The sequence below is a fragment of the Bradyrhizobium sp. MOS002 genome, from assembly GCF_003020115.1.
Taxonomy (GTDB): Bacteria; Pseudomonadota; Alphaproteobacteria; order Rhizobiales; family Xanthobacteraceae; genus Bradyrhizobium.
The window spans coordinates 1-18,554 of record NZ_PYFX01000004.1; the positions used below are offsets into that span (position 1 = coordinate 1).

Annotated in this window: 15 protein-coding genes and 1 pseudogene; 12 read left to right on the forward strand and 4 right to left on the reverse strand. The window is 62.1% G+C overall.

The window, feature by feature from the left end:
- Positions 1 to 665 (reverse strand): annotated as a pseudogene (locus tag C7G41_RS12910) (transporter); the annotation flags it as partial.
- A 130-nt stretch (positions 666 to 795) separates the two neighbouring features.
- Between C7G41_RS12910 and C7G41_RS12915 the strand changes: the two are divergent.
- From C7G41_RS12915 to C7G41_RS12940, 6 genes are all read left to right on the forward strand, one after another.
- On the forward strand, positions 796 to 1,470 hold the full coding sequence (locus C7G41_RS12915) for a YoaK family protein (protein ID WP_106942963.1): 675 nt from the start codon (positions 796 to 798) through the stop codon (positions 1,468 to 1,470).
- Positions 1,467 to 3,176 carry a SulP family inorganic anion transporter gene (locus C7G41_RS12920; protein ID WP_106942964.1) on the forward strand — a complete coding sequence of 570 codons (1,710 nt, stop codon included), beginning with the start codon at positions 1,467 to 1,469 and terminating at the stop codon, positions 3,174 to 3,176. The genes C7G41_RS12915 and C7G41_RS12920 overlap by 4 nt, the downstream gene beginning before the upstream one ends.
- Positions 3,177 to 3,379: 203 nt before the next feature.
- Positions 3,380 to 6,133 carry a decarboxylase gene (locus C7G41_RS12925; protein ID WP_106942965.1) on the forward strand — a complete coding sequence of 918 codons (2,754 nt, stop codon included), beginning with the start codon at positions 3,380 to 3,382 and terminating at the stop codon, positions 6,131 to 6,133.
- Positions 6,134 to 6,146: 13 nt separating this feature from the next.
- Positions 6,147 to 7,847, forward strand: a complete 1,701-nt coding sequence (locus C7G41_RS12930; protein ID WP_106942966.1) for an aspartate:alanine exchanger family transporter — start codon at positions 6,147 to 6,149, stop codon at positions 7,845 to 7,847.
- Positions 7,848 to 7,878: 31 nt separating this feature from the next.
- Positions 7,879 to 8,316, forward strand: a complete 438-nt coding sequence (locus C7G41_RS12935; protein WP_106942967.1) for a hypothetical protein — start codon at positions 7,879 to 7,881, stop codon at positions 8,314 to 8,316.
- A 178-nt stretch (positions 8,317 to 8,494) separates the two neighbouring features.
- On the forward strand, positions 8,495 to 8,974 hold the full coding sequence (locus tag C7G41_RS12940; RefSeq protein WP_106942968.1) for a hypothetical protein: 480 nt from the start codon (positions 8,495 to 8,497) through the stop codon (positions 8,972 to 8,974).
- Between the two features lie 88 nt (positions 8,975 to 9,062).
- Here the strand turns inward: C7G41_RS12940 and ppk2 are convergent, their stop codons facing one another.
- Both ppk2 and C7G41_RS12950 read right to left on the reverse strand, forming a co-directional pair.
- A complete protein-coding gene (gene ppk2, locus C7G41_RS12945) occupies positions 9,063 to 9,863 on the reverse strand; it encodes a polyphosphate kinase 2 (protein WP_106942969.1) in 801 nt (266 codons plus the stop codon).
- 27 nt (positions 9,864 to 9,890) lie between these two features.
- Positions 9,891 to 10,343: a hypothetical protein gene (locus C7G41_RS12950; protein WP_106942970.1), complete on the reverse strand. Its 453-nt coding sequence runs from the start codon at positions 10,341 to 10,343 to the stop codon at positions 9,891 to 9,893.
- 160 nt (positions 10,344 to 10,503) lie between these two features.
- Here C7G41_RS12950 and C7G41_RS12955 point away from each other — a divergent pair, with 160 nt between their 5' ends.
- From C7G41_RS12955 to C7G41_RS12980, 6 genes are all read left to right on the forward strand, one after another.
- Entirely contained in the window at positions 10,504 to 10,935 is a 432-nt protein-coding gene (locus C7G41_RS12955) for a hypothetical protein (protein ID WP_245446521.1), read from the forward strand.
- Entirely contained in the window at positions 10,928 to 12,160 is a 1,233-nt protein-coding gene (locus C7G41_RS12960; protein ID WP_106942972.1) for an HlyD family secretion protein, read from the forward strand. Before C7G41_RS12955 ends, C7G41_RS12960 begins: the two co-directional genes overlap by 8 nt.
- Before the next feature lie 114 nt (positions 12,161 to 12,274).
- Positions 12,275 to 13,594 carry a TAXI family TRAP transporter solute-binding subunit gene (locus C7G41_RS12965; RefSeq protein ID WP_106942973.1) on the forward strand — a complete coding sequence of 440 codons (1,320 nt, stop codon included), beginning with the start codon at positions 12,275 to 12,277 and terminating at the stop codon, positions 13,592 to 13,594.
- Positions 13,595 to 13,750: 156 nt separating this feature from the next.
- Positions 13,751 to 15,406: a DUF3300 domain-containing protein gene (locus C7G41_RS12970; RefSeq protein WP_106942974.1), complete on the forward strand. Its 1,656-nt coding sequence runs from the start codon at positions 13,751 to 13,753 to the stop codon at positions 15,404 to 15,406.
- On the forward strand, positions 15,403 to 16,320 hold the full coding sequence (locus C7G41_RS12975; RefSeq protein ID WP_106942975.1) for a DUF2950 domain-containing protein: 918 nt from the start codon (positions 15,403 to 15,405) through the stop codon (positions 16,318 to 16,320). The genes C7G41_RS12970 and C7G41_RS12975 overlap by 4 nt, the downstream gene beginning before the upstream one ends.
- Entirely contained in the window at positions 16,304 to 16,780 is a 477-nt protein-coding gene (locus C7G41_RS12980) for a hypothetical protein (RefSeq protein ID WP_106942976.1), read from the forward strand. The genes C7G41_RS12975 and C7G41_RS12980 overlap by 17 nt, the downstream gene beginning before the upstream one ends.
- Before the next feature lie 31 nt (positions 16,781 to 16,811).
- Here the strand turns inward: C7G41_RS12980 and C7G41_RS12985 are convergent, their stop codons facing one another.
- A complete protein-coding gene (locus C7G41_RS12985) occupies positions 16,812 to 18,506 on the reverse strand; it encodes an MASE4 domain-containing protein (RefSeq protein WP_106942977.1) in 1,695 nt (564 codons plus the stop codon).
- Positions 18,507 to 18,554: the final 48 nt, after the last annotated feature.

Sequence of the window (18,554 nt, forward strand, 5' to 3'; positions counted from 1 at the left end):
TAGGCGCGGGCCTGGAATTTGCGATAGTGCAGATTTTCAGTTTGTGGCGGGTTGCCGCCCGCAAGCTCCGCCTCGAGCTTTGCAGCTTCCGTTTTCAGATCGATCCCCATCAATTTCGGCGCGACGAACGGCACGTACAGGAGGGTGAGGATGTAGCCGAGCACGTAGGTGACGGCGTAGCCGGCGGCGATATTGGCGTCCTGCTGCTGCAGCACCTCTTTGGCTAGGCCGAGTTGGGATAGTGCGCCGGACGCGGTGCCGATGACTGAGGATTGCGTCAGGGCTCCCGCAGCAAGGCCCGAAGCGGTGCCGGGACCGAGCGCGAACACATGGGCAAATGCGAGAACAATGATGAGGCCGGTACCACCAAGCACCAGCGCGAGCGCGACCTGAGCCAGGGTCCGGATGCTCAGCGAGGCAAAGAACTCGGGTCCGGACCGGTAGCCGATCGTGAAGACGAACAGGCTGAAGAGAATGACCCTCAACAGGGAGGGGAACGTGAAGGTGCCGAGCTGCCCGATGAGGACGGCAACGATGAGCGTGCACGCCGTTGTGCCGATCGAAAAGCCGCGGATCCGGACGCGACCAAGAATGGTGCCCAGCGCGACCGACAGCAGCAGAAAGATTTCCGGAGCGGCGGAGATGATCCATCTGACCGTGCTCATGGCGCGTGCCCTCCAGCCATTTGCACCAAATCTGGTTGGTGATAGCCGGCGATGCTTGATCCAGATCAATCCTCGCGGTCGGCCTGCCACTTCCTGTTGAGCCGGAGGATTCCGAAGCCGACGTGGGGACATGAGCGCGATGGATACCACCGTTGCTTCGTCGATACGCCGCGACGAAACGGTGCCGGTCGCGCTGTTGCTGGCCTTCGCGGGCGGCTATCTCGACGCCTATACGTGGATCATCCACGGCGTCATGGCCAATGCCCAGACGGCAAATCTCGTGCTGCTTTGGGTCTATGGGTCGATCGGCGAATGGACGACAGCGCTTCACTTCGTCCCACCGATCGTTGCATTCGCGACCGGCATCGTGGCCGCGGCATGGCTGCGCCGCGCAGCCGGAGGGCGGGCCAGCCCGATCAGCACCCTGATCGAAATCCTGCTGCTGGTCACCATCGGCATCCTGCACAATCGGCTGCCAGATCTTGCGGGAACGCTCGGTATCTCGTTCGTCGCCGCTATGCAGACCGCTATCTTCACCAAGGTCGAAGGCCTTGCTTACAGCTCGGTGATGATTACCGGCAACATGCGACAGGCGATTGAAGGCGTGTTCACAGCGGTCTCCAGAGGCGGTTCGTCCCGGCGCGCCGGCGTCTTTGCGACGTTGTGCGCCACTTTCGGGCTTGGCGCCGCTGTTGGTGCCTTCGCGACCAAGCAGATCCCGAATCTGGCGCTGGGCATCCCCGTGATCGCGCTCCTGCTTGTGCTGTTGCGTTGCGAAAGTCCCGGCGACGAGGCTAGCCCATGACCTCATCTGACCGCGGATCGCGCTGGACCTTCCTGTTTCCGCCCACAATCTGGCTGGCGCAGTATCACAGTTCCTGGCTGCGTTCGGACGCAATCGCCGGAATCACCCTCGCGGCTTACGCCATCCCCGTGTCACTGGCCTATGCGACGCTGGCGGGCCTGCCGCCCCAGATCGGCATCTACGGCTACATGCTCGGCGGCATCGGCTATGCGCTGCTCGGGTCGTCGCGCCAGCTTGCGGTCGGTCCGACCTCCGCGATCTCGTTGATGATTGCGGCAACGGTCGGGACGCTGTCCGGCGGAGACGCTGCGAAATACGCCGAGATCGCAAGCCTGGCTGCATGCGCGGTGGCGCTGCTGTGTCTGATCGCATGGTTGTTCAAACTCAGCGTTCTCGTCCGTCTGGTGAGCGACAGTATCCTGGTCGGCTTCAAGGCCGGCGCGGGACTCACCATCATGATGAGTCAGTTGCCGAGCCTGTTCGGCGTCGCCGGAGGTGGTCACAAGTTCTTCGATCGCGCCATCAAGCTCGCCGGCCAGCTCGGCGGCATCAATTGGCTGGTTCTGGCGATCGGAGCCATCGCGCTCTTCTTCCTGCTGGTGGGAGAGCGGCGGCTGCCGGGAAGGCCGGTCGGGCTCACGATCATGGCGTTGTCGATTGTCGGGGCGACACTGCTCGGCCTTCCGTCCCTTGGCGTGCCAGTTACCGGGATAATCCCGGAGGGATTGCCGGCGATCGGGTTACCGCGTTTTGGCCTGTTGGAGCCAGACGAGCTCTTCCCGCTGGCGGCGGGATGCGTGCTCCTGGCCTATATCGAAGGCGTCTCCGCCGCCCGTAGCTTTGCTGCCAAACACGGCTATGCGCTCGATGTCCGGCAGGAGTTTTTGGGGCTGGGCGCGGCGAACCTCGTTACCGCCTTCGGCCACGGCTATCCCGTGGCCGGCGGGCTGTCGCAATCCGCGGTCAACGACAATGCCGGAGCGCGCACGCCGCTGGCCCTGGTGATCTGCTCGGTGACGCTTGCGCTATGCCTGCTGTTCTTCACGGGGCTTTTGACGAACCTGCCCAAGGCAGTGCTTGCGGCGATCGTCTTTGCCGCCGTCTACAGGCTGGTGGACATCCGCGCGCTGTTGCGGATGTGGCAAGTCAGCCGCATCGACTTTTATGCCGCGGCGATTGCGCTGCTGGCCGTGTTGCTCCTGGGGATCCTGCAAGGTGTCCTGCTGGCAGCCATTGCGTCGATCGTTCTGCTGCTGGCGCGGGCCTCGCGTCCGAATGTCGCGTTCCTCGGCCGGCTCCCCGGTACCGGCCGTTACTCCGATAATGCGAGGCATGAAGGCGTCGAGCCATTGGCCGGCATCATCGCGTTTCGACCCGAAGCCTCGCTGCTCTACATCAATGCTGAAACGATCCTGGAAACGGTGTTAGGCACCTTGCCGCTATCGGTCGGCGTCAAGCTGGTCGTCTGCGATCTGTCAGCATCGCCCTACATCGATATGGCCGGCGCGCGCATGTTGCATGATCTCTATGACGAACTCGCCTCCCGAAATATCGCCTTCCGCATTGTCGGCGCGCACGCGCAATTGCGCGATCTGCTGCGGGCTGAGGGGCTGGCGGAAAAGACCGACAGCGGGGCGTGGCTTCGTTCGGTCGACAGCGTGCTCGGGGAAAGCATGACCGGGCAACCGTCTGATCCCAAACCCTAGGATCCAGCAACTTATTGGCTGGTCGGCTCTGATGCGATCTCAACATCGTCCTCGATCGGTCACGCGGCAGCGCTTTGGACGATGTCGCACCACAAATCATGCCGGGCGTCTTCAAGATGCTCGACCCTTGACTTGGATCAATAGACCGAGGTGACCGGGCATCACGATCCTAGCTGTGACGTCGCAAAGATCCGGAGAGAGACATGTCCAAGGACGCCAAGGCTGCAGAAAAGCGCATCGATCAGTTCATTTCCGGGCCCGGCGGACGGGCGGATGACTGGCGCGATCTGGTCGAGGCAGCCAAGGCGTGGGCGCGCGGCGGCGACCGCACGAAGTACGATGCGGCGCTGGCTGATCTTTCCGTCATCGAAGAGTTTCATGGCTATCCCGGCCTCCAATTGATGGCAGCGTTGAGGGAAGCCGCCTCGGCCGGAGATGCGGCAGGTTCACTCGGCCTTGCGACGCGCATCACGCAGGCCCTGATGACGAGGTCCTTCCGCCAGCACGCCGGCGACTGGGATCCCAAGGACGACGGCAGTGATGCCTCGCCCGAGCTGGTGCCCTCGACTTTCGGAACGCATGGGGGCCATCGGCCCTATTTCGAAACACTGATTGTCACCGGCGTGTCTTCAAACCACTGGCCGGCGCTCGCCGCCGAATGGCGTAAGCTGCGCCGCCCGGTTGACTCTTTCGTATATGAGCCGGTGATCGTCGGCACCCTCGAAGACGCCTTCTGCGCGACGATGCTCAATCCCAACATCGCGGCCGTCGTCATCAATGAAGGGTTCGGGCTGCGTTCGCGTCACGACGCGCCGATCCTGCGGACCATGACGGCCGGTGCAGGCCTCAATGACGAGGCCGACGCGTCCGCGCTCCGGCTCGCGCACATCATCAAGCGGGTACGTCCGGAGCTTGACATCTATCTGATGTCCAATCGTGACGTCGAGAAAATGGCTGGAGACCCCGAGGCCAACGTGGTTCGGCGGATATTCTACTCCATCGAAGAGCTCCTCGAGCTCCATCTCTCGATCCTCGAAGGCATCCAGGACCGCTTCGACACGCCGTTCTTTGACAATCTCAAGAAATACGCACAACGCCCGATCGGAACGTTCCACGCGCTGCCGATCGCGCGCGGGAAATCTGTGTTCAGGTCCGACTGGATCCGCGATATGGGTGAATTCTACGGCTTGAACCTGTTCCTGGCCGAGAGCAGCGCGACCACCGGCGGCCTCGACAGCTTGCTGGAGCCGACCGGCACCATCAAGAAGGCGCAGGACAAGGCGGCGCGGGCGCTCGGCGCGGATCGCGTGTTCTTCGTGACCAACGGCACCTCGACCTCGAACAAGATGGCAGTTCAGGCGCTGCTCGGGCCGGGCGACATCGCGATCGTCGATCGCAACTGTCACAAGTCGCACCACTACGGCATGGTGCTGGCCGGCGCCCAGCCGATCTACGTCGAAGCGTTTCCGATGACCGAGTATTCGATGTACGGCGCCGTGCCACTGAAGACCATCAAGCAGGCGCTGCTGAATGCGCGGGCCGATGGTCGGCTGGACCGCGTCAAAATGCTCGACCTGACCAACTGTACCTTCGACGGCCACATCTACAACACCCGCCGGGTGATGGAGGAATGTCTCGCGATCAAGCCGGATTTGATCTTCCTGTGGGACGAAGCCTGGTTCGGCTTCGCGCGCTTCTCTCCGTTCTTGCGTCGGCGCACCGCGATGGGCGCTGCCAACGAAATCGAAACCTGGATGCATGATCCGAAGTCAGTCGCAGCCTACGAGAAGCAGCAGGCCGAACTCGGCAAGTCGCCGTCGGACGAGACGTTGCTGAAGGCCCGGCTGATCCCGGATCCGCGTCTGATCCGCTTGCGCGTCTACCAGACCAACTCGACCCACAAGTCGATGTCGGCGATCCGGCAGGGCTCGATGCTGTCGGTCAAGGACGTCGAATTCCACACCGTCGAGCAGCAGTTCAAGGAAGCGGTGTTCACGCACGCGTCGACCAGCCCGAACCAGCAGCTCATCGCCAGCCTCGACGTCTCACGTCGGCAGATGGAGCTCGAGGGCTACGGTCTAGTGGCCAACGCGATCGAAATCGCGTTCGCGATCCGCAAGGCGGTCAACAGCAATCCGCTGATCTCGAAATACTTCCGGATTCTTGGCGCGGATGCGATGGTGCCGGCGCAATACCGCCAAAGCGGCTTCACCGACTATCTCGCAACAGGTATGAACTGGGCGAACGTCCTGAAGAGCCTGGACGACGACGAATTCTGCCTTGATCCGACCCGCATGACCCTGGTGTGTGGCACCGCAGGTTACGACGGCACGCAGTTCAAGGGCATCCTTGCCAATGACTATAATATCCAGATCAACAAGACGTCGCGCAACTCGGTGTTGTTCCAGTCGAATATCAACAACACCCGCAGCGACGTCGCTCATCTGGTGAGGGTGCTGGCCGAGATCGCGGGAGAGGTCGACCGCGGCCTGGTTCAGGGCGGCGCCAATGCGAAGAAGACCTTCGAGGCGCGGGTCAAGAGCCTGATGACCGATGTGCCCGATCTGCCGAACTTCTCGCACTTCCACGACAGTTTCCGCGGCGATGCCGGCACCAAGACCAACGAGGGCGACATCCGTAGCGGCTTCTATTCGGCCTATGACGCAGCGGGATGCGAATATATCCGGCTCGGCGATTCCGAGATCGACCGTCGCCTGAAGGCCGGTCCGGACCTCGTCTCGGCGAGTTTCGTGATCCCGTATCCGCCGGGCTTTCCGATCATGGTGCCGGGACAGGTCATCACCCAGGAGACCATCGACTTCATGCGAAAGCTCGATGTGAAGGAAATCCACGGCTACGACGCCAAGGAAGGCCTGAAGCTCGTACGCGCCGAAGCTCTGGCGAAAATCGGCCGGCCCAAGCCCGGTGCGACGCCGAAGCTGAAGGCCGCATCATAGATAGGGGACGACCATGCTAGGGTTTTTCACATTCTTGCAGCAGAATCCGTTTCTGTTGCTGTTCTTTGTCGTCGGGCTCGCCGTCTGGATCGGCCGGGCCAGCATCAAGGGTTACGGCCTCGGCATGGTCGCCGGTGCCATCGTGGTCGGCGCCGGCCTGGCAGTCTGGGCTTCGAGCTACGGCGTGAAGCTTGAGCTGAATAACTTCGCCAAGAGCCTGTTCTACTACCTCTTCATGTACGGCGTCGGCTTGCGCGTGGGACCGTCCTTCATCAACAGCCTGAGGGGTGACGGTATCAAATTCGTGCTCCTGGCGGTGGTGTCGAGTGTCCTCGGTTTGGCGCTTGTCGTTATTCTTTCAAAGCTCTTCGCGCTGCCAATCGGCGCCGCCGGCGGCATGCTGGCGGGGTCGCAGACCATGTCGGCCGCGATCGGTTCGGCCGAGCAGGCGATCACCTCAGGTGTCGTCAAGCTTCCTGACGGCATGAAGCCCGAGGACGCGACGGGCATGATCGCGCTGTCCTACGGCATCACTTATATCTGGGGCACCGTCGGCATCATCCTGATCTGCAAATATCTCCCGCGCTGGTGGGGTGTCGACGCCAAGGCGGCGGCCAAGCAGTACGAGCAGGAGTTCGGCGTCAAGGATCTCGAAGGCGGCGGCCTGACCGGCTATCGGCAGTTCGGTCTGCGAGCCTATCGGCTCGAAAATCCGGCCCAAGTCGGCATGAGCATCGCCAAATTCCGCACGATCAACCCGGAATACCGTATCGTCAACGTGGTGCGAGGCGGTCAGCCGATGGGAGCCGATCCCGACGTGGTGCTGCAAAAGGGAGACCTCGTCGCGCTTGGTGGCGCGACCGAGCATCTGACCGACAAGATGGGACTGATTGGCCCCGAGGTTGCCGACGCCAAGGCGCTCGGCATTCCCATGGACCAGGCCGATATCCTCGTCACCAACAAGGAGATGGTCGGACGCACCTTCGAATCCTTCCGCGAGACGGCGATTGCCGGTCAGTTGCAGGTCACCAAGGTCGAGCGCGGCGGCGTGCAGATCCCGGCCGGTCTCAAGACCGAGCTGGAGCGGATGGATATCGTCTCCGTTGTCGGCCTCAAATCGGCCGTCAACGAACTCGGCGAAATGTGGGGACGCATTGCGCGGACCAACACCTCGACCGATCTCTTGACGCTCGCCGCCGGTATGATCATCGGCTTCCTGATCGGGATGATCGAATTTCCAGCCTTCGGCGCTAAGATCGGCCTCGGAAACGCCGGCGGTCTGTTGCTATCGGGGGTGATCGTCTCGTCGCTGGTTTCCCGGCTCCGCTTCTTCGGCAATACGCCGAACGCGGCGCGCAACGTGCTGGAGGATCTCGGCCTCGTGGTCTTCGTCGCCATCGTCGGTATCAATGCGGGCGCGGGACTCTTGGCGCAACTCACGGGGGCGGTTGCCTTGAAGATTTTCGTCGCCGGCTTCATCGCCTGCACGATTCCGCCATTCATCGTCTGGGCGATCGGTTTCCACGTCTTCAAGATCAATCCGGCCGTGCTGATGGGCGGCGTTGCCGGGGCGCGGTCTCACTCGGGGCCGTGCCGCGAAGCCGCGGTGGAGATCCAGAGCTCCGTGCCGTGGATCGGCTTCCCGGTCGGCTACGCCGTGTCGGGCATCCTGCTCACCGTGTTCGGCTACTTCGCGATGATCCTGGCGCAATAGCTCGGCATCACAACCAGAGGAAACGAATATCATGAGAAAAATCGCCATCTGCGCCGTCCTGGCCGCCGCGGTTGCAAGCGTCGCCGGTTTCAGCACACCATCGCGTGCCGAGACCGGCCAGGTCGCCGTGGTCTTCACCAAGGGCGGATTCATCGTCGGCGTCGGTGGCGGCGAGGGCGTTCTGCTGCTGCGGGGCCACAAATATCCCTTCACCGTCTCGGGCATGAGTGTCGGCTTCACGATCGGCGCATCGACCACCAAGTTGGTCGGCCGCGCCCTCAACCTGAGGGGGCCAGAGTCGATCGAAGGCTCCTATGCGGTGGGCGGGGCGGGCGGTGCCATCGCCGCCGGCGCAGGAGCCGTTCAGCTGCAGAACGGCAACGGCGTGATCCTGCAGCTTAGCGGACCGAAAGTCGGAGCCGAGCTGTCAGCTGCTGTGGGGGGCGTGACCATAAACTTGAAGCGGTAGAGCGGCAGTCGCGCCGCTTCAGCGGTCGCGCCGCTCTAGCTTGAATGGCGGCTGCTTCTCTCAAGCACGTAAGTCAGGGAAGCGGCCGCAAATCAGCGTCAGGGTCGGGGGCCAACCGCGTTTCGCGAGGCATCATCGAAAAGCGGATCACGGCACCAATATCCAGGGAGGACATGCCATGCTTCGTTATCTCCTAGCTCTCATTGCGGCCTTCGTTCTACTGACCGCCACGCTCATTCCCGATGATGCCTACGCCCGCCGCGGAGGCGGCGGTGGTGGCGGCTATCGCGGCGGTGGAGGGGGCATGCGCGCCGGAGGCTTCCACGGTGGTGGCTATCGCGGCGGCGGGATGCACGCCGGGCGGATCCATGGCGGCGGTGGGCGCCATTACGCAGGCGGTCCGCGGCCAAGCCACCCGATCGCCGGCCGTCCGGGTCGTCCTGGCCGTCCAGGTTACCCCGTCGCGGGTCGTCCCGGCCGTCCGATCGCTGGTTATCCCGGTGGCGGCTACTATCCCCGCTACGGCTACCGCGGCGCTGCTTACGGTGCTGCCGTCGGTGCGGCCGCCGTGGGAGCCTACGGGTATTACAACAACTACAACGGTTGTTATCAGGACACGTACGGCAACTGGGTCTGTCCCAACCAATATCCATACTGAGGGAGTGCGCTGCTGACGAGCCCAGCGAAGTCTGTCAGCAGCGCGGTCAAGAATCGGACCGCGCTGGCCGTGCGGCCCGATCACTTCGTCAGTATCGCTCAGTGACGAAGTTCATCCCGCGCAGGACCGCCTGGTCATTGTAGCGTCCTTTGTCGGAACGCTTCGGCAACTTCACCTTGTCCTTCTTGATCCGCTTGTGGGGGATAGCCTCCAGAATGTGAGCGATACAGTTCAGCCGTGCCCGCCGCTTGTCGTCGGACCGAATGATGTACCAGGGCGCGTCCTTTGTGCTCGTCTTCTTGAGCATCAGGTCGCGCGCGCGCGAATAATCATACCAGCGCTTGAAAGATTCGAGGTCCATCGGACTCAACTTCCATTGCCGCACCGGATCATCGATGCGGGCGTTGAAGCGGCGCTCCTGCTCGTCCATCCCGACCTCGAGCCAGATCTTGATCAGGATGATGCCGCCGTCGATGGCGTACTTTTCCATTTGCGGGCAGAGGGCGAGGAAACGATCGTGCTCGGCGGGCGAGCAGAATCCCATGACATATTCGACGCCGGCGCGATTGTACCAGCTCCGGTCGAAGATCACGATCTCGCCCCCGGCCGGAAACTCCTTCATGTAGCGCTGGAAGAAAAGCTGCGTCTTTTCGCGATCCGATGGCGCCGGCAGCGCCACCACCCGGAATACGCGCGGGCTGACCTTTTCTGTGATCGCCTTGATCGTGCCGCCCTTGCCGGCCGCATCGCGGCCTTCGAACAGGACGATCACTCGAAGGTTGTTCTCCTTTACATAATCCTGGAGATGGCAAAGCTCGATCTGGAGCTTTTCGAGCTCCTTCTCGTAGTGCTTGCGCTTCATTCGTTCGGCAGTCTCGGCCTTTGCCATGCTTCGCGTTCCATTGCGTCGATTTGGTCAATCGCCCCAGGAGATGGTGACCCCGATGTCGCCGGGCACGCCGTCCGGGAAATCGATGACCTGATAGCCGATGCGATAGCCGCGCGGCTTGAGGTATTCGGTCCAGAGCTCGAAGATCTCTTTTGGAATTCCCGTCAAGGTTTTTTCCCAGCCTGCCTCCATCTGGTTGATCGCGCGGCCCTTGTCGGTGCACAGCGTATTCGGAAAGCGATAGACCTGCACTTCGGTCAGGCCGTTGCGAACCGCGCGCTGGATGACGGTCGAGGCGAGCTTGATCTTCTCCTCCTCGGATTTGCCGGACGGTTTGCTCAGCCGTTCGATCAGAGCGCGTTTCTCGGCTTCGGCCGCGGCGGCGAGGCGAACATATTCCTCAGCCTTTCTGGCTTCCTCGAGCGCGGCTTCCTTGCGGATTTGCAATGCGTTGGGAATGAGCTCATCAATGCCGGGCATGATTGTTACGTTCCTGGCTTGCTGTGGGAGTGGAGTCAGGACTAAGCTAGGTTTGGCGCCGTTCGGACCTTTGATTCATATCAAGCAATTTTCTCACCTGCGCGGCCACGGTAACCAACCGGCGCGCACACCGCCCTGATCCCTTCTGTGGAGGCGACCATTGAGCGAGCAAATTCATCCGTTGGCCCCGCATCATCTGCCGTTCTATCTCGCGCCGGGAAGCGGAACGGACGTGTTGATGGTTGTGATGGGAATCTTTCTGGTCGGCACCGTGCTCTGGGTAGGTACGCTGTATTGGAAGCTGCACAGTCTGCCCGAACGAATGGCGCACAAGTCGCAGAAGCTTCAGTTCGAGATCGTGGCCGTGCTGGGCATCATCTCGCTCTTTACGCACATGCACATTTTCTGGGTCGCCGGCCTTCTGCTCGCGATGATCGACTTGCCAGATTTCGGCACGCCGCTGCGGAGTATCGCAGGCTCGGTTGAGAGGATCGCCGACGCCGCGCCCGGCGAGGGTCGCGAGCCCGAACTCCCCAGCTTGCCGCCGGTTGAGAAGCCGATCATCAAGGGGAAGGAGCACAGCCATGTTTGAGCTCATGTTCTGCTCCCTCCTGACTATCCTGCCGGACTACCTCTACCGCCGTTATGCCCAAGGCAAACGGTTCGGCAAGGAAATCACCTTCTTCTCCATCTGGTACGAGTTGCGATGGGGCATCACCGGCTGCTTGATGCTCACGGTGTCGCTGATCACCATGATCTTCTACTTTCACCCGTCGACCACCTCGGCCACGCTCTATTTTCGGACTGTGCCGATCCTGCCCGAGGGCTCCGGCCGCGTCGCGGAAGTCAATGTTGGCTACAGCGAGGCAGTGAAGAAGGGTGACGTACTTTTCAGGCTGGACAGCTCGAAACAGAAGGCCGCTTTGGAGACGGCCACGCGCAAGATCGCCGAGGTCGATGCCGCGATGACAAGCGCGGAAAACGACGTGGTCAAGGCTGAAGCGCAGATCCAGGAAGCCAAGGCCAGCCTTCAGCAGGCCAAGGACGAGCTGGACGTCAAGACGGAGCTGCAGCGCCGCAATCCCGGTATCGTCCCGCAACGTGATATCGAGAAACTGCAAGTCGTGGTCAACCAGCGGCAAGCCGGTGTGGACGCGGCCACCGCGTCCAAGACGTCGGCGACGTTGAGGCTTTCAACGCTGTTGCCGGCTGAAAAGGCGAGCGCCCAGGCGGCCTTGGCCGAAGCGCAGGTCGATCTGGACAAGACCTTTGTTCGCGCCGGTGTCGACGGCCGCGTCGAGCAATTCCTGGTCCGCACCGGCGACGTCGTCAATCAGCTGATGCGGCCGGCCGGCGTGTTGGTTCCGGAGGGTGCCGGACGGCGCGCCTTGCAAGCCGGCTTTGGCCAGATCGAGGCTCAGGTCTTGCAAGTCGGCATGGTCGCGGAGGCGACCTGCATCTCGAAGCCGTGGGTCATCATTCCGATGGTGATCACCAGCGTGCAGGATTATATCGCAGCCGGACAGTTCCGAAGCGGAGAGCAATTGATCGAGGCGCAGAATGTCGCGCGGCCGGGCACGCTCCTCGCCTATGTCGAGCCGCTTTACAAAGGCGGCCTCGAAGGCGTCACGCCGGGGAGCAGCTGCATCGTCAACGCCTACACCAGCAATCACGAGGAGATCTCGGCCAAGGAGACCAGTACGAGCCGCGCCATTGCCTTGCATGTCGTCGACGGTGTCGGGCTGGTGCATGCGCTGCTGCTGCGCATTCAGGCGCTGCTGCTGCCGATCAAGACGCTGGTGCTCAGCGGGCACTGAACGGGTTCGATCTTGGCTTGAATCGCACCAGTTCAGCAACACGCCCTAGCTGAGCCGGCGGACCGTCAATATGCCCGTGCGGCCGCCGAACGTCCGATCCATTGTGAGCGCCATATGGCCCCTGCGAAAATGCCGATCTGGCTTCGTTTCCTCGTTGTCACCAGCGCTGTCGTGCTTGTGCTTGGGGCCGGCCTGGCCGGCTACCGCTGGTATTCCCGCCCGACGACGTTGACCATCGCGGTCGGATCCTTGGACGGCGAGGCCACGCGTCTGGTATCGGCGTTGGCAAGCCGGCTTGCCGCCGTGAACGCCCCGGTGCGGCTCAAGCTGGTGGAAACCACCAACGCGGTCGATGCTGCCGAGCAGTTTGCGGCGGACAAGGTCGAGCTTGCTGTCGTCCGCGGTGACGTCGGCGACCTTTCGCAGGCGCAGGCCATCGTGGTCCTCGCCCATGCCGTTGTCCTCTTGGTTGCGCCGCCGGGCTCCTCCGTTACCGAAATCTCTGGTCTGAAGCGCACCAGCGTGGGCGTGATCGGCGGCGACATCAATCGCAAGCTCGTCGATGTTCTGAGCGACGAATACGGTCTGGGACGCGCCAATGTGACATTCCGCAATCTCCAGCCGGCGGATGCGCGGCGTGCACTCGATGCCAAGGAGGTGCGGGCGATCCTGGTCGTCGTCCCTCTCGCCGAAAAATACCTTGGTCTGTTACGCGGCCTTTTTCTGCAGACGCCGAAGACCGCGCCGGTCCTGCTTCCGATCGATGCGGCCGGTGCTATCGCGGAGAAGCAGCGCGCCTACGAAAGTTTTGACGTCCCGAAAGGGACGTTGCGGGGCTCGCCTCCCGTGCCGAGCGACGATCTGACCACGTTGCGGGTCTCCTTCTACGTAGTCGCGCGAAAAGATCTCAGCGCTGAGGTGGCCGGCAGTCTCGCCGACGCCCTGATGAAGGCACGCAGGGATCTATTGGGGGAATTGCCGATACTCTCTCAAATGACCGCGCCGAGCACGGATACGGACGCGTTTCTGCCGGTCCATCCCGGCGCTGCGGCGTTCTATAACGGCACGCAGCAGAGCTTCCTGGACGAATGGGGGAACATCATCTTCCTCGCGCCCATGATTTTCGGCGGCCTTATCTCTGTATTGGCGGCGGCCTGGAAATTTCTTCGCGTAGGTGATCCCTCGAAGGACGAACGGGGGCTGGACTTGCTGTATGCGTTGGGTGTGCGGATACGCAGGACCGAGGCAGTAGCCGAACTGTCCGATATCGAGGCAGAAATCGACCGGGTTCTCCAGGCTCAGCGTGCGAAAGCCGCGGCAGGAGACGAGAGCGCGCTCGATGTCACGACCTTGAACGTCGCCGCGCATCGCCTTCAGAGCCTGATCCATGATCGCCGGGTTTTGCTGTCCGCGCCCCCGGGCTCGAGCGCCTGAGCGGCACCGCTGGATCTTGACCGGATCGAACGTCCGGCCGCCCGTGGAATGAATAGCGCGGACTTCGAGAGAGCTCCATGTTCCTTTGATCTTGATCAATAAAGGTCACTGATCGTCCAAGATGCTTGGCCCAACGAGGGTTTAAGGGAGGACGTGATGCTTCGTTGCGGTGGGACTCTGATCGCGATGGCGCTACTCTTAGCGATACCCGTGGCCGCGGCAGCCCAAACCGCGGACACTTCGGCGGCCTCAGGCGGCCAAGTCCAAACGGTGGCGCAGCCGCCAGCGGCTGTCGAATTGCTCAAGCCCGAGCAGCTCGAAGCTCTGGTCGCCCCGATTGCGCTCTATCCGGACGAACTGCTTGCGAACGTGCTGGCCGCGTCCACCTATCCCTTGGAAGTCGTACAGGCTGATCGTTGGCTGAAGGAGCGCAAGACTTTGAAGGGTGATACCTTGAAGACCGAAGTCGAGAAGCAGCCTTGGGATGACAGCGTCAAGGCGCTGGCCTCAACCGCCGAAGTGTTGACCATGATGAGCGACAAGCTCGACTGGACCAAGGCTCTGGGCGACGCCGTGCTGGCGCAACAGCCGGACGTGATGGATGCGGTCCAGCGGCTGCGGACCAAGGCCTTCGACAACAAGAAATTGGTGACCACCAAGCAGCAGAGGGTGAGCGTCAAGACCGAGGAAAGCAGGCAGGTGATCGTGATCGAGCCGGCGGCGCCGGATACGATGTACGTTCCGTATTACGAGCCTGCGACGGTTTACGGCGCGTGGCCTTACACCGAATATCCGCCGTATTACTTTGGCTATCCCTCCTATATCGGCGCGGGTATGGTCGCGGCTGGTCTTGCATTCGGCACCGCCTGGGCCATTGGGCGCTGGGGCAATTATTGGGGCGGCGGCTGCAACTGGGGCAACCGCAACGTCTATATCAATCATCGAACTACCAACGTCGGAAATGGCTGGCAGCACAATCCGTCGCATCGCCAGGGCGTTCGCTATAACAACGCAAATGTGCAGCAGCGCTTCGGCGACAGCAACCTCAAGGCCGGTGCCGCCGACCGGATGGACTTCCGCGGTCGCGACGGACAGCAGGTCTTGAAGCCGGGTCAGGATCGGCCAGGTGCGGGAGATCGCGCAGGAGATCGTGCCGGGGACCGCGCAGGTGATCGAGGTGGTGACCGACAAGGCGCGGGGGATCGTGCCAAGGCGGGCGGCGATCGCGCCAAAGGTGGCGGCGATCGCGCGGCCAAGGGCGGTGGTGCCAAGAATGCCGGCGCAAAGAGTGCTGGCCCTAAAGCGGGCGGTGGCAAGGGCGGCGGCGCCAAAGCCGCGAACCGCGGTGGTGGCGGAAGCGCGCTGAACGTGTCGTCGGGCCGCTCGGCGGCCGCAGCATCGGCGCGTGGTCATGCGAGCATGGGATCGCGCGGCGGCGGTGGCGGAGGTGCGAGCTTCGCCGGCCGAGGCGGCGGCGGAGGCTTCCAGGGTGGCGGTGGCGGAGGCCGTGGTGGTGGTGGTGGTGGTGGTGGTGGCGGCGGGCGGCGCTCCGATATCGCGCTGAAGCACGACGTCGTTCTGCTCGGCCATCTCGCGAGCGGCCTTGGATACTACCGCTTCAGCTATATCGGCAGCGACAAGGCCTATGTCGGCGTCATTGCGCAGGAAGTCGAGGACCTGAAGCCGAAAGCCGTTACGCGCGGAGCCGACGGCTATCTCCGGGTCTATTACGAAAGGCTTGGTCTGAAATTCCGTACCTATCGCGATTGGCTCGAGAGCGGCGCGCGGATTCCTGCCGAGGTGACGCCATGATGGGTTTGAAGTCGCTTCGTCTCGCGATCTTGCCGTCCATTATGGCGCTGGGGCTACTGAGCTCGCCAACCCTTGCGCAGCAGTCCTATCCGACACCGGAGGATGCGGCAGCGGCGCTCGCTGCCGCCGTCAAAAGCGGGCCGGACCGGGCCATCCTGAAAGTTCTCGGCAACGCTGCCGAGGACATCGTCTCGTCCGGTGATGAGGTCGCCGACATCGACATCCGGAAACGCTTTACCTCGATGTACGATGCCAAGCATTCGATCAAGGCGGAGGGTAACAAGAAGGCGATACTGATATTGGGTCCGGACGACTTCCCGTTCCCGGTTCCGCTCGTCAACACCAAGACCGGCTGGGAGTTCGATACCCCCGAAGGCCGCATCGAAGTGCTCTATCGCCGCATCGGCCGCAATGAGCTCGACGCCATCCAGACCAGCCTCGCCTTTGTCGATGCCGAGAACGAATACGCCGACAAGGATCGCGGCGAGGGGGCCGGTGTGTACGCACAGCGCATCGTCAGCACCGCGGGCAAGAAGGACGGGTTGTTCTGGCGCGACGACAGCGACCGGAGCCCGCTCGGCGAACTGGCAGCGCAGGCTTCGGCTGAAGGCTACAAGGCCGAGGAGGGCGCGGCGCCCTATCACGGCTACTATTTCCGCATTCTGAGGGGGCAGGGGTCGAACGCGCCAGGCGGTGCGCTCAACTATGTGGTCAAGGGCAAGATGATCGGAGGTTTTGCGCTGGTGGCCTGGCCTGCCGAGTATGGCAATTCCGGCGTCATGACCTTCCTTGTGAATCATGCAGGCGTTGTCTACCAGAAGGACCTCGGGCCTCGGACCAAGGTTGTCGTTTCCCGCATGACTGCATTCGATCCGGACCAGACCTGGAAGAAGGTCGATGGTGCAAAACCCTGAGCGACGCACGCAGATCTTGCGCCGGCTTCTTTGTCGTCTGACACCCGTCGTACTGATCGCACTCCTCGTCCCGACGACCCCCTCGTTTGCGCAGGCGTCCGCCCAAGTCCGGATCAAGATCATAAAAGGCGGGCTGCTCTTGGGCGGCGGCGCTGGGAGCGGCGTGCTGACCTATCGTGGCCGCCACTATCCGTTCCGCGTCACCGGAGTGAGCTTGGGCTTTACCGCCGGCGTTACGGTTGGGCGGCTCGAGGGATGGGCGTCAGGCCTGCAAGAGGTCAGCGATTTTGCCGGTACGTACAGCTCGGTCGGTGGCGGGATTGCCCTGATCGGCGGCGTCAATGGTGCGCAGCTTCGCAACGACAGAGGCGTCACGATGGTGCTGCAGGGTCCAAAGGCTGGGTTGGAGTTTGCTGCCAACCTCGGCACAATCAGAGTCTCTCTGGGTGAGCGTGAGTGAAAGGCGGAATGATCGTGACGGCCTCGTATTGCTATTGCGCCGAAGACTGAGCGGAGATTGGCATCTCCAACTCGAAAACGGAGCCCCGGACGTCCGATTTGACCAGCCTCAGCCTTCCTCCGCACCTTGCGACCAGGTTGGAGGAGATGGCCAGTCCCAGCCCCATACCGCCTTGCTTCGTCGTGAAGAAAGGGTCGAAGATGCGTTCTTGATGACGCGGTGTGATGCCGGTGCCCGAGTCCTCGACCGACAAATGGACCGTTGTGCCGCCATCGACGGCGGTTTTCAGACGGAGCTGCCGTTGATCGGCGGGGACAGAACTCATTGCGTCAATCGCGTTCTTGCAGAGGTTAAGGACAATTTGCTGAAGCTCAGTGCCGTCCAGGGCGACCGGAGGCATGTTGCCCTGAAGCTCCGTCGTTACTGATACGCCATTGGCCAGGAGATCGTGCTTTAACAGTCTCAGCGTAAGCTCGGCGATATCCTCGACGTTTGCCGAAGCGCCGCCGTGTGCCGTTTTGATTGTCATCTCACGAATGCTCGATATGATCTCAGCGGCGCGGTCGCCATCGGCTTCGATGTCGCAGAGGATGTTCTCGAGTTCCTCCAGTTCAGGCGAGGCAGCTCGCAAGTGACTCAGGCCCGTCGCAGCATTGAGCGAGATGGCCCCCAATGGCGATCTCAGCTCATGGGCTATCGCGCCAGTGACCGCGTCGATGCTGAGAAGCCGATTCGCTCGTTCGCGTCGCTGCAGGGCGATGACGCTGGCGAGGCGCGAATAGAGAAACATCGTTTCGATGAGCAATACGGTCAGCAACATGCAACTGCCGACCAGAACGAAACCGCGTGCTGCGTACCAACCGACGGTGAATCGAACCGAACTGCCGATGATCGCCACCAGGAAATTGGGCAGGTAGGCGAGCAAAGTCACCATCAACCAAAGGTCAAGAATGGTGCGCATGCGCGCAAACAGGACGGTGAGAGCAGTCACATTCCATAGCAAAAGTATCAGGTTGACCTGATTGCCGAGCGGCGTCTGATGCCTGACGTCGTTCACGTAGAAGCTCGGGAGAAACTCGACCTTCGCGGTCACCATCCATGTCAGTCCCGCCACCATGGCGGCGATGCAGCCGAATGCTAACATGATCGCGGCTATTGCAGGTCTGCCTGGCCTGCCGGCGGTGGAATGATCCTTTGTGAAGCCGTACACCAGGATCGCTGCGGGAAAAGCCGTGTGCCAAAGCACGTAAAGCCAAGCGGGGCTATCCAGTCCATTTCCGATGACACCTGCGGCAGCGTATCCGTTCGGAAAGGCGAGCGTTTGCAAGAATGCGAACGATCCGCTGAAAATGTATCCGCTTGCGAGTGCGAGAAGTGCCCGCTGAGGCTGGATCGAAAACTGAGCAAACAGCAGGGCTGCCGTGATGAACTCGGCCAGGGCCAACGCGGTCTGCAAAACTGGAACGAAACCATTGATCTGGCCCAATTGAATCCGGGCGAACGGCGCGATGACGACTGCAAGGACGATGAGCAAGACGGCGACACCCACCGCCCAGGCCTTTTGGCGAGGGGTTGCGGGCATGTTCGCAATGATCAATGGGAATTCTTGCTCATCATCGTGAGCAGGCTCGGCGGCCACGTTGGCCGATCGCTGGCTCGCTTGCGCAACGCCCGGCCCTGATGCTGTCGCACCGCCGACAAGTCCCATGAACTTGCGCTGGCTCATGCCGCCTCCGGGCCCACGAGACAATATCTTACTCGTCCTCGCGCCCGT

Excerpts from the sequence above, each read along its gene's own strand:
- C7G41_RS12915 (WP_106942963.1), top strand. The coding sequence starts at position 796 with ATGAGCGCGATGGATACCACCGTTGCTTCGTCGATACGCCGCGACGAA.
- C7G41_RS12920 (WP_106942964.1), top strand. The coding sequence starts at position 1,467 with ATGACCTCATCTGACCGCGGATCGCGCTGGACCTTCCTGTTTCCGCCC.
- C7G41_RS12925 (WP_106942965.1), top strand. The coding sequence starts at position 3,380 with ATGTCCAAGGACGCCAAGGCTGCAGAAAAGCGCATCGATCAGTTCATT.
- C7G41_RS12930 (WP_106942966.1), top strand. The coding sequence starts at position 6,147 with ATGCTAGGGTTTTTCACATTCTTGCAGCAGAATCCGTTTCTGTTGCTG.
- C7G41_RS12935 (WP_106942967.1), top strand. The coding sequence starts at position 7,879 with ATGAGAAAAATCGCCATCTGCGCCGTCCTGGCCGCCGCGGTTGCAAGC.
- C7G41_RS12940 (WP_106942968.1), top strand. The coding sequence starts at position 8,495 with ATGCTTCGTTATCTCCTAGCTCTCATTGCGGCCTTCGTTCTACTGACC.
- ppk2 (WP_106942969.1), bottom strand. The coding sequence starts at position 9,863 with ATGGCAAAGGCCGAGACTGCCGAACGAATGAAGCGCAAGCACTACGAG.
- C7G41_RS12950 (WP_106942970.1), bottom strand. The coding sequence starts at position 10,343 with ATGCCCGGCATTGATGAGCTCATTCCCAACGCATTGCAAATCCGCAAG.
- C7G41_RS12960 (WP_106942972.1), top strand. The coding sequence starts at position 10,928 with ATGTTTGAGCTCATGTTCTGCTCCCTCCTGACTATCCTGCCGGACTAC.
- C7G41_RS12965 (WP_106942973.1), top strand. The coding sequence starts at position 12,275 with ATGGCCCCTGCGAAAATGCCGATCTGGCTTCGTTTCCTCGTTGTCACC.
- C7G41_RS12970 (WP_106942974.1), top strand. The coding sequence starts at position 13,751 with ATGCTTCGTTGCGGTGGGACTCTGATCGCGATGGCGCTACTCTTAGCG.
- C7G41_RS12975 (WP_106942975.1), top strand. The coding sequence starts at position 15,403 with ATGATGGGTTTGAAGTCGCTTCGTCTCGCGATCTTGCCGTCCATTATG.
- C7G41_RS12980 (WP_106942976.1), top strand. The coding sequence starts at position 16,304 with ATGGTGCAAAACCCTGAGCGACGCACGCAGATCTTGCGCCGGCTTCTT.
- C7G41_RS12985 (WP_106942977.1), bottom strand. The coding sequence starts at position 18,506 with ATGAGCCAGCGCAAGTTCATGGGACTTGTCGGCGGTGCGACAGCATCA.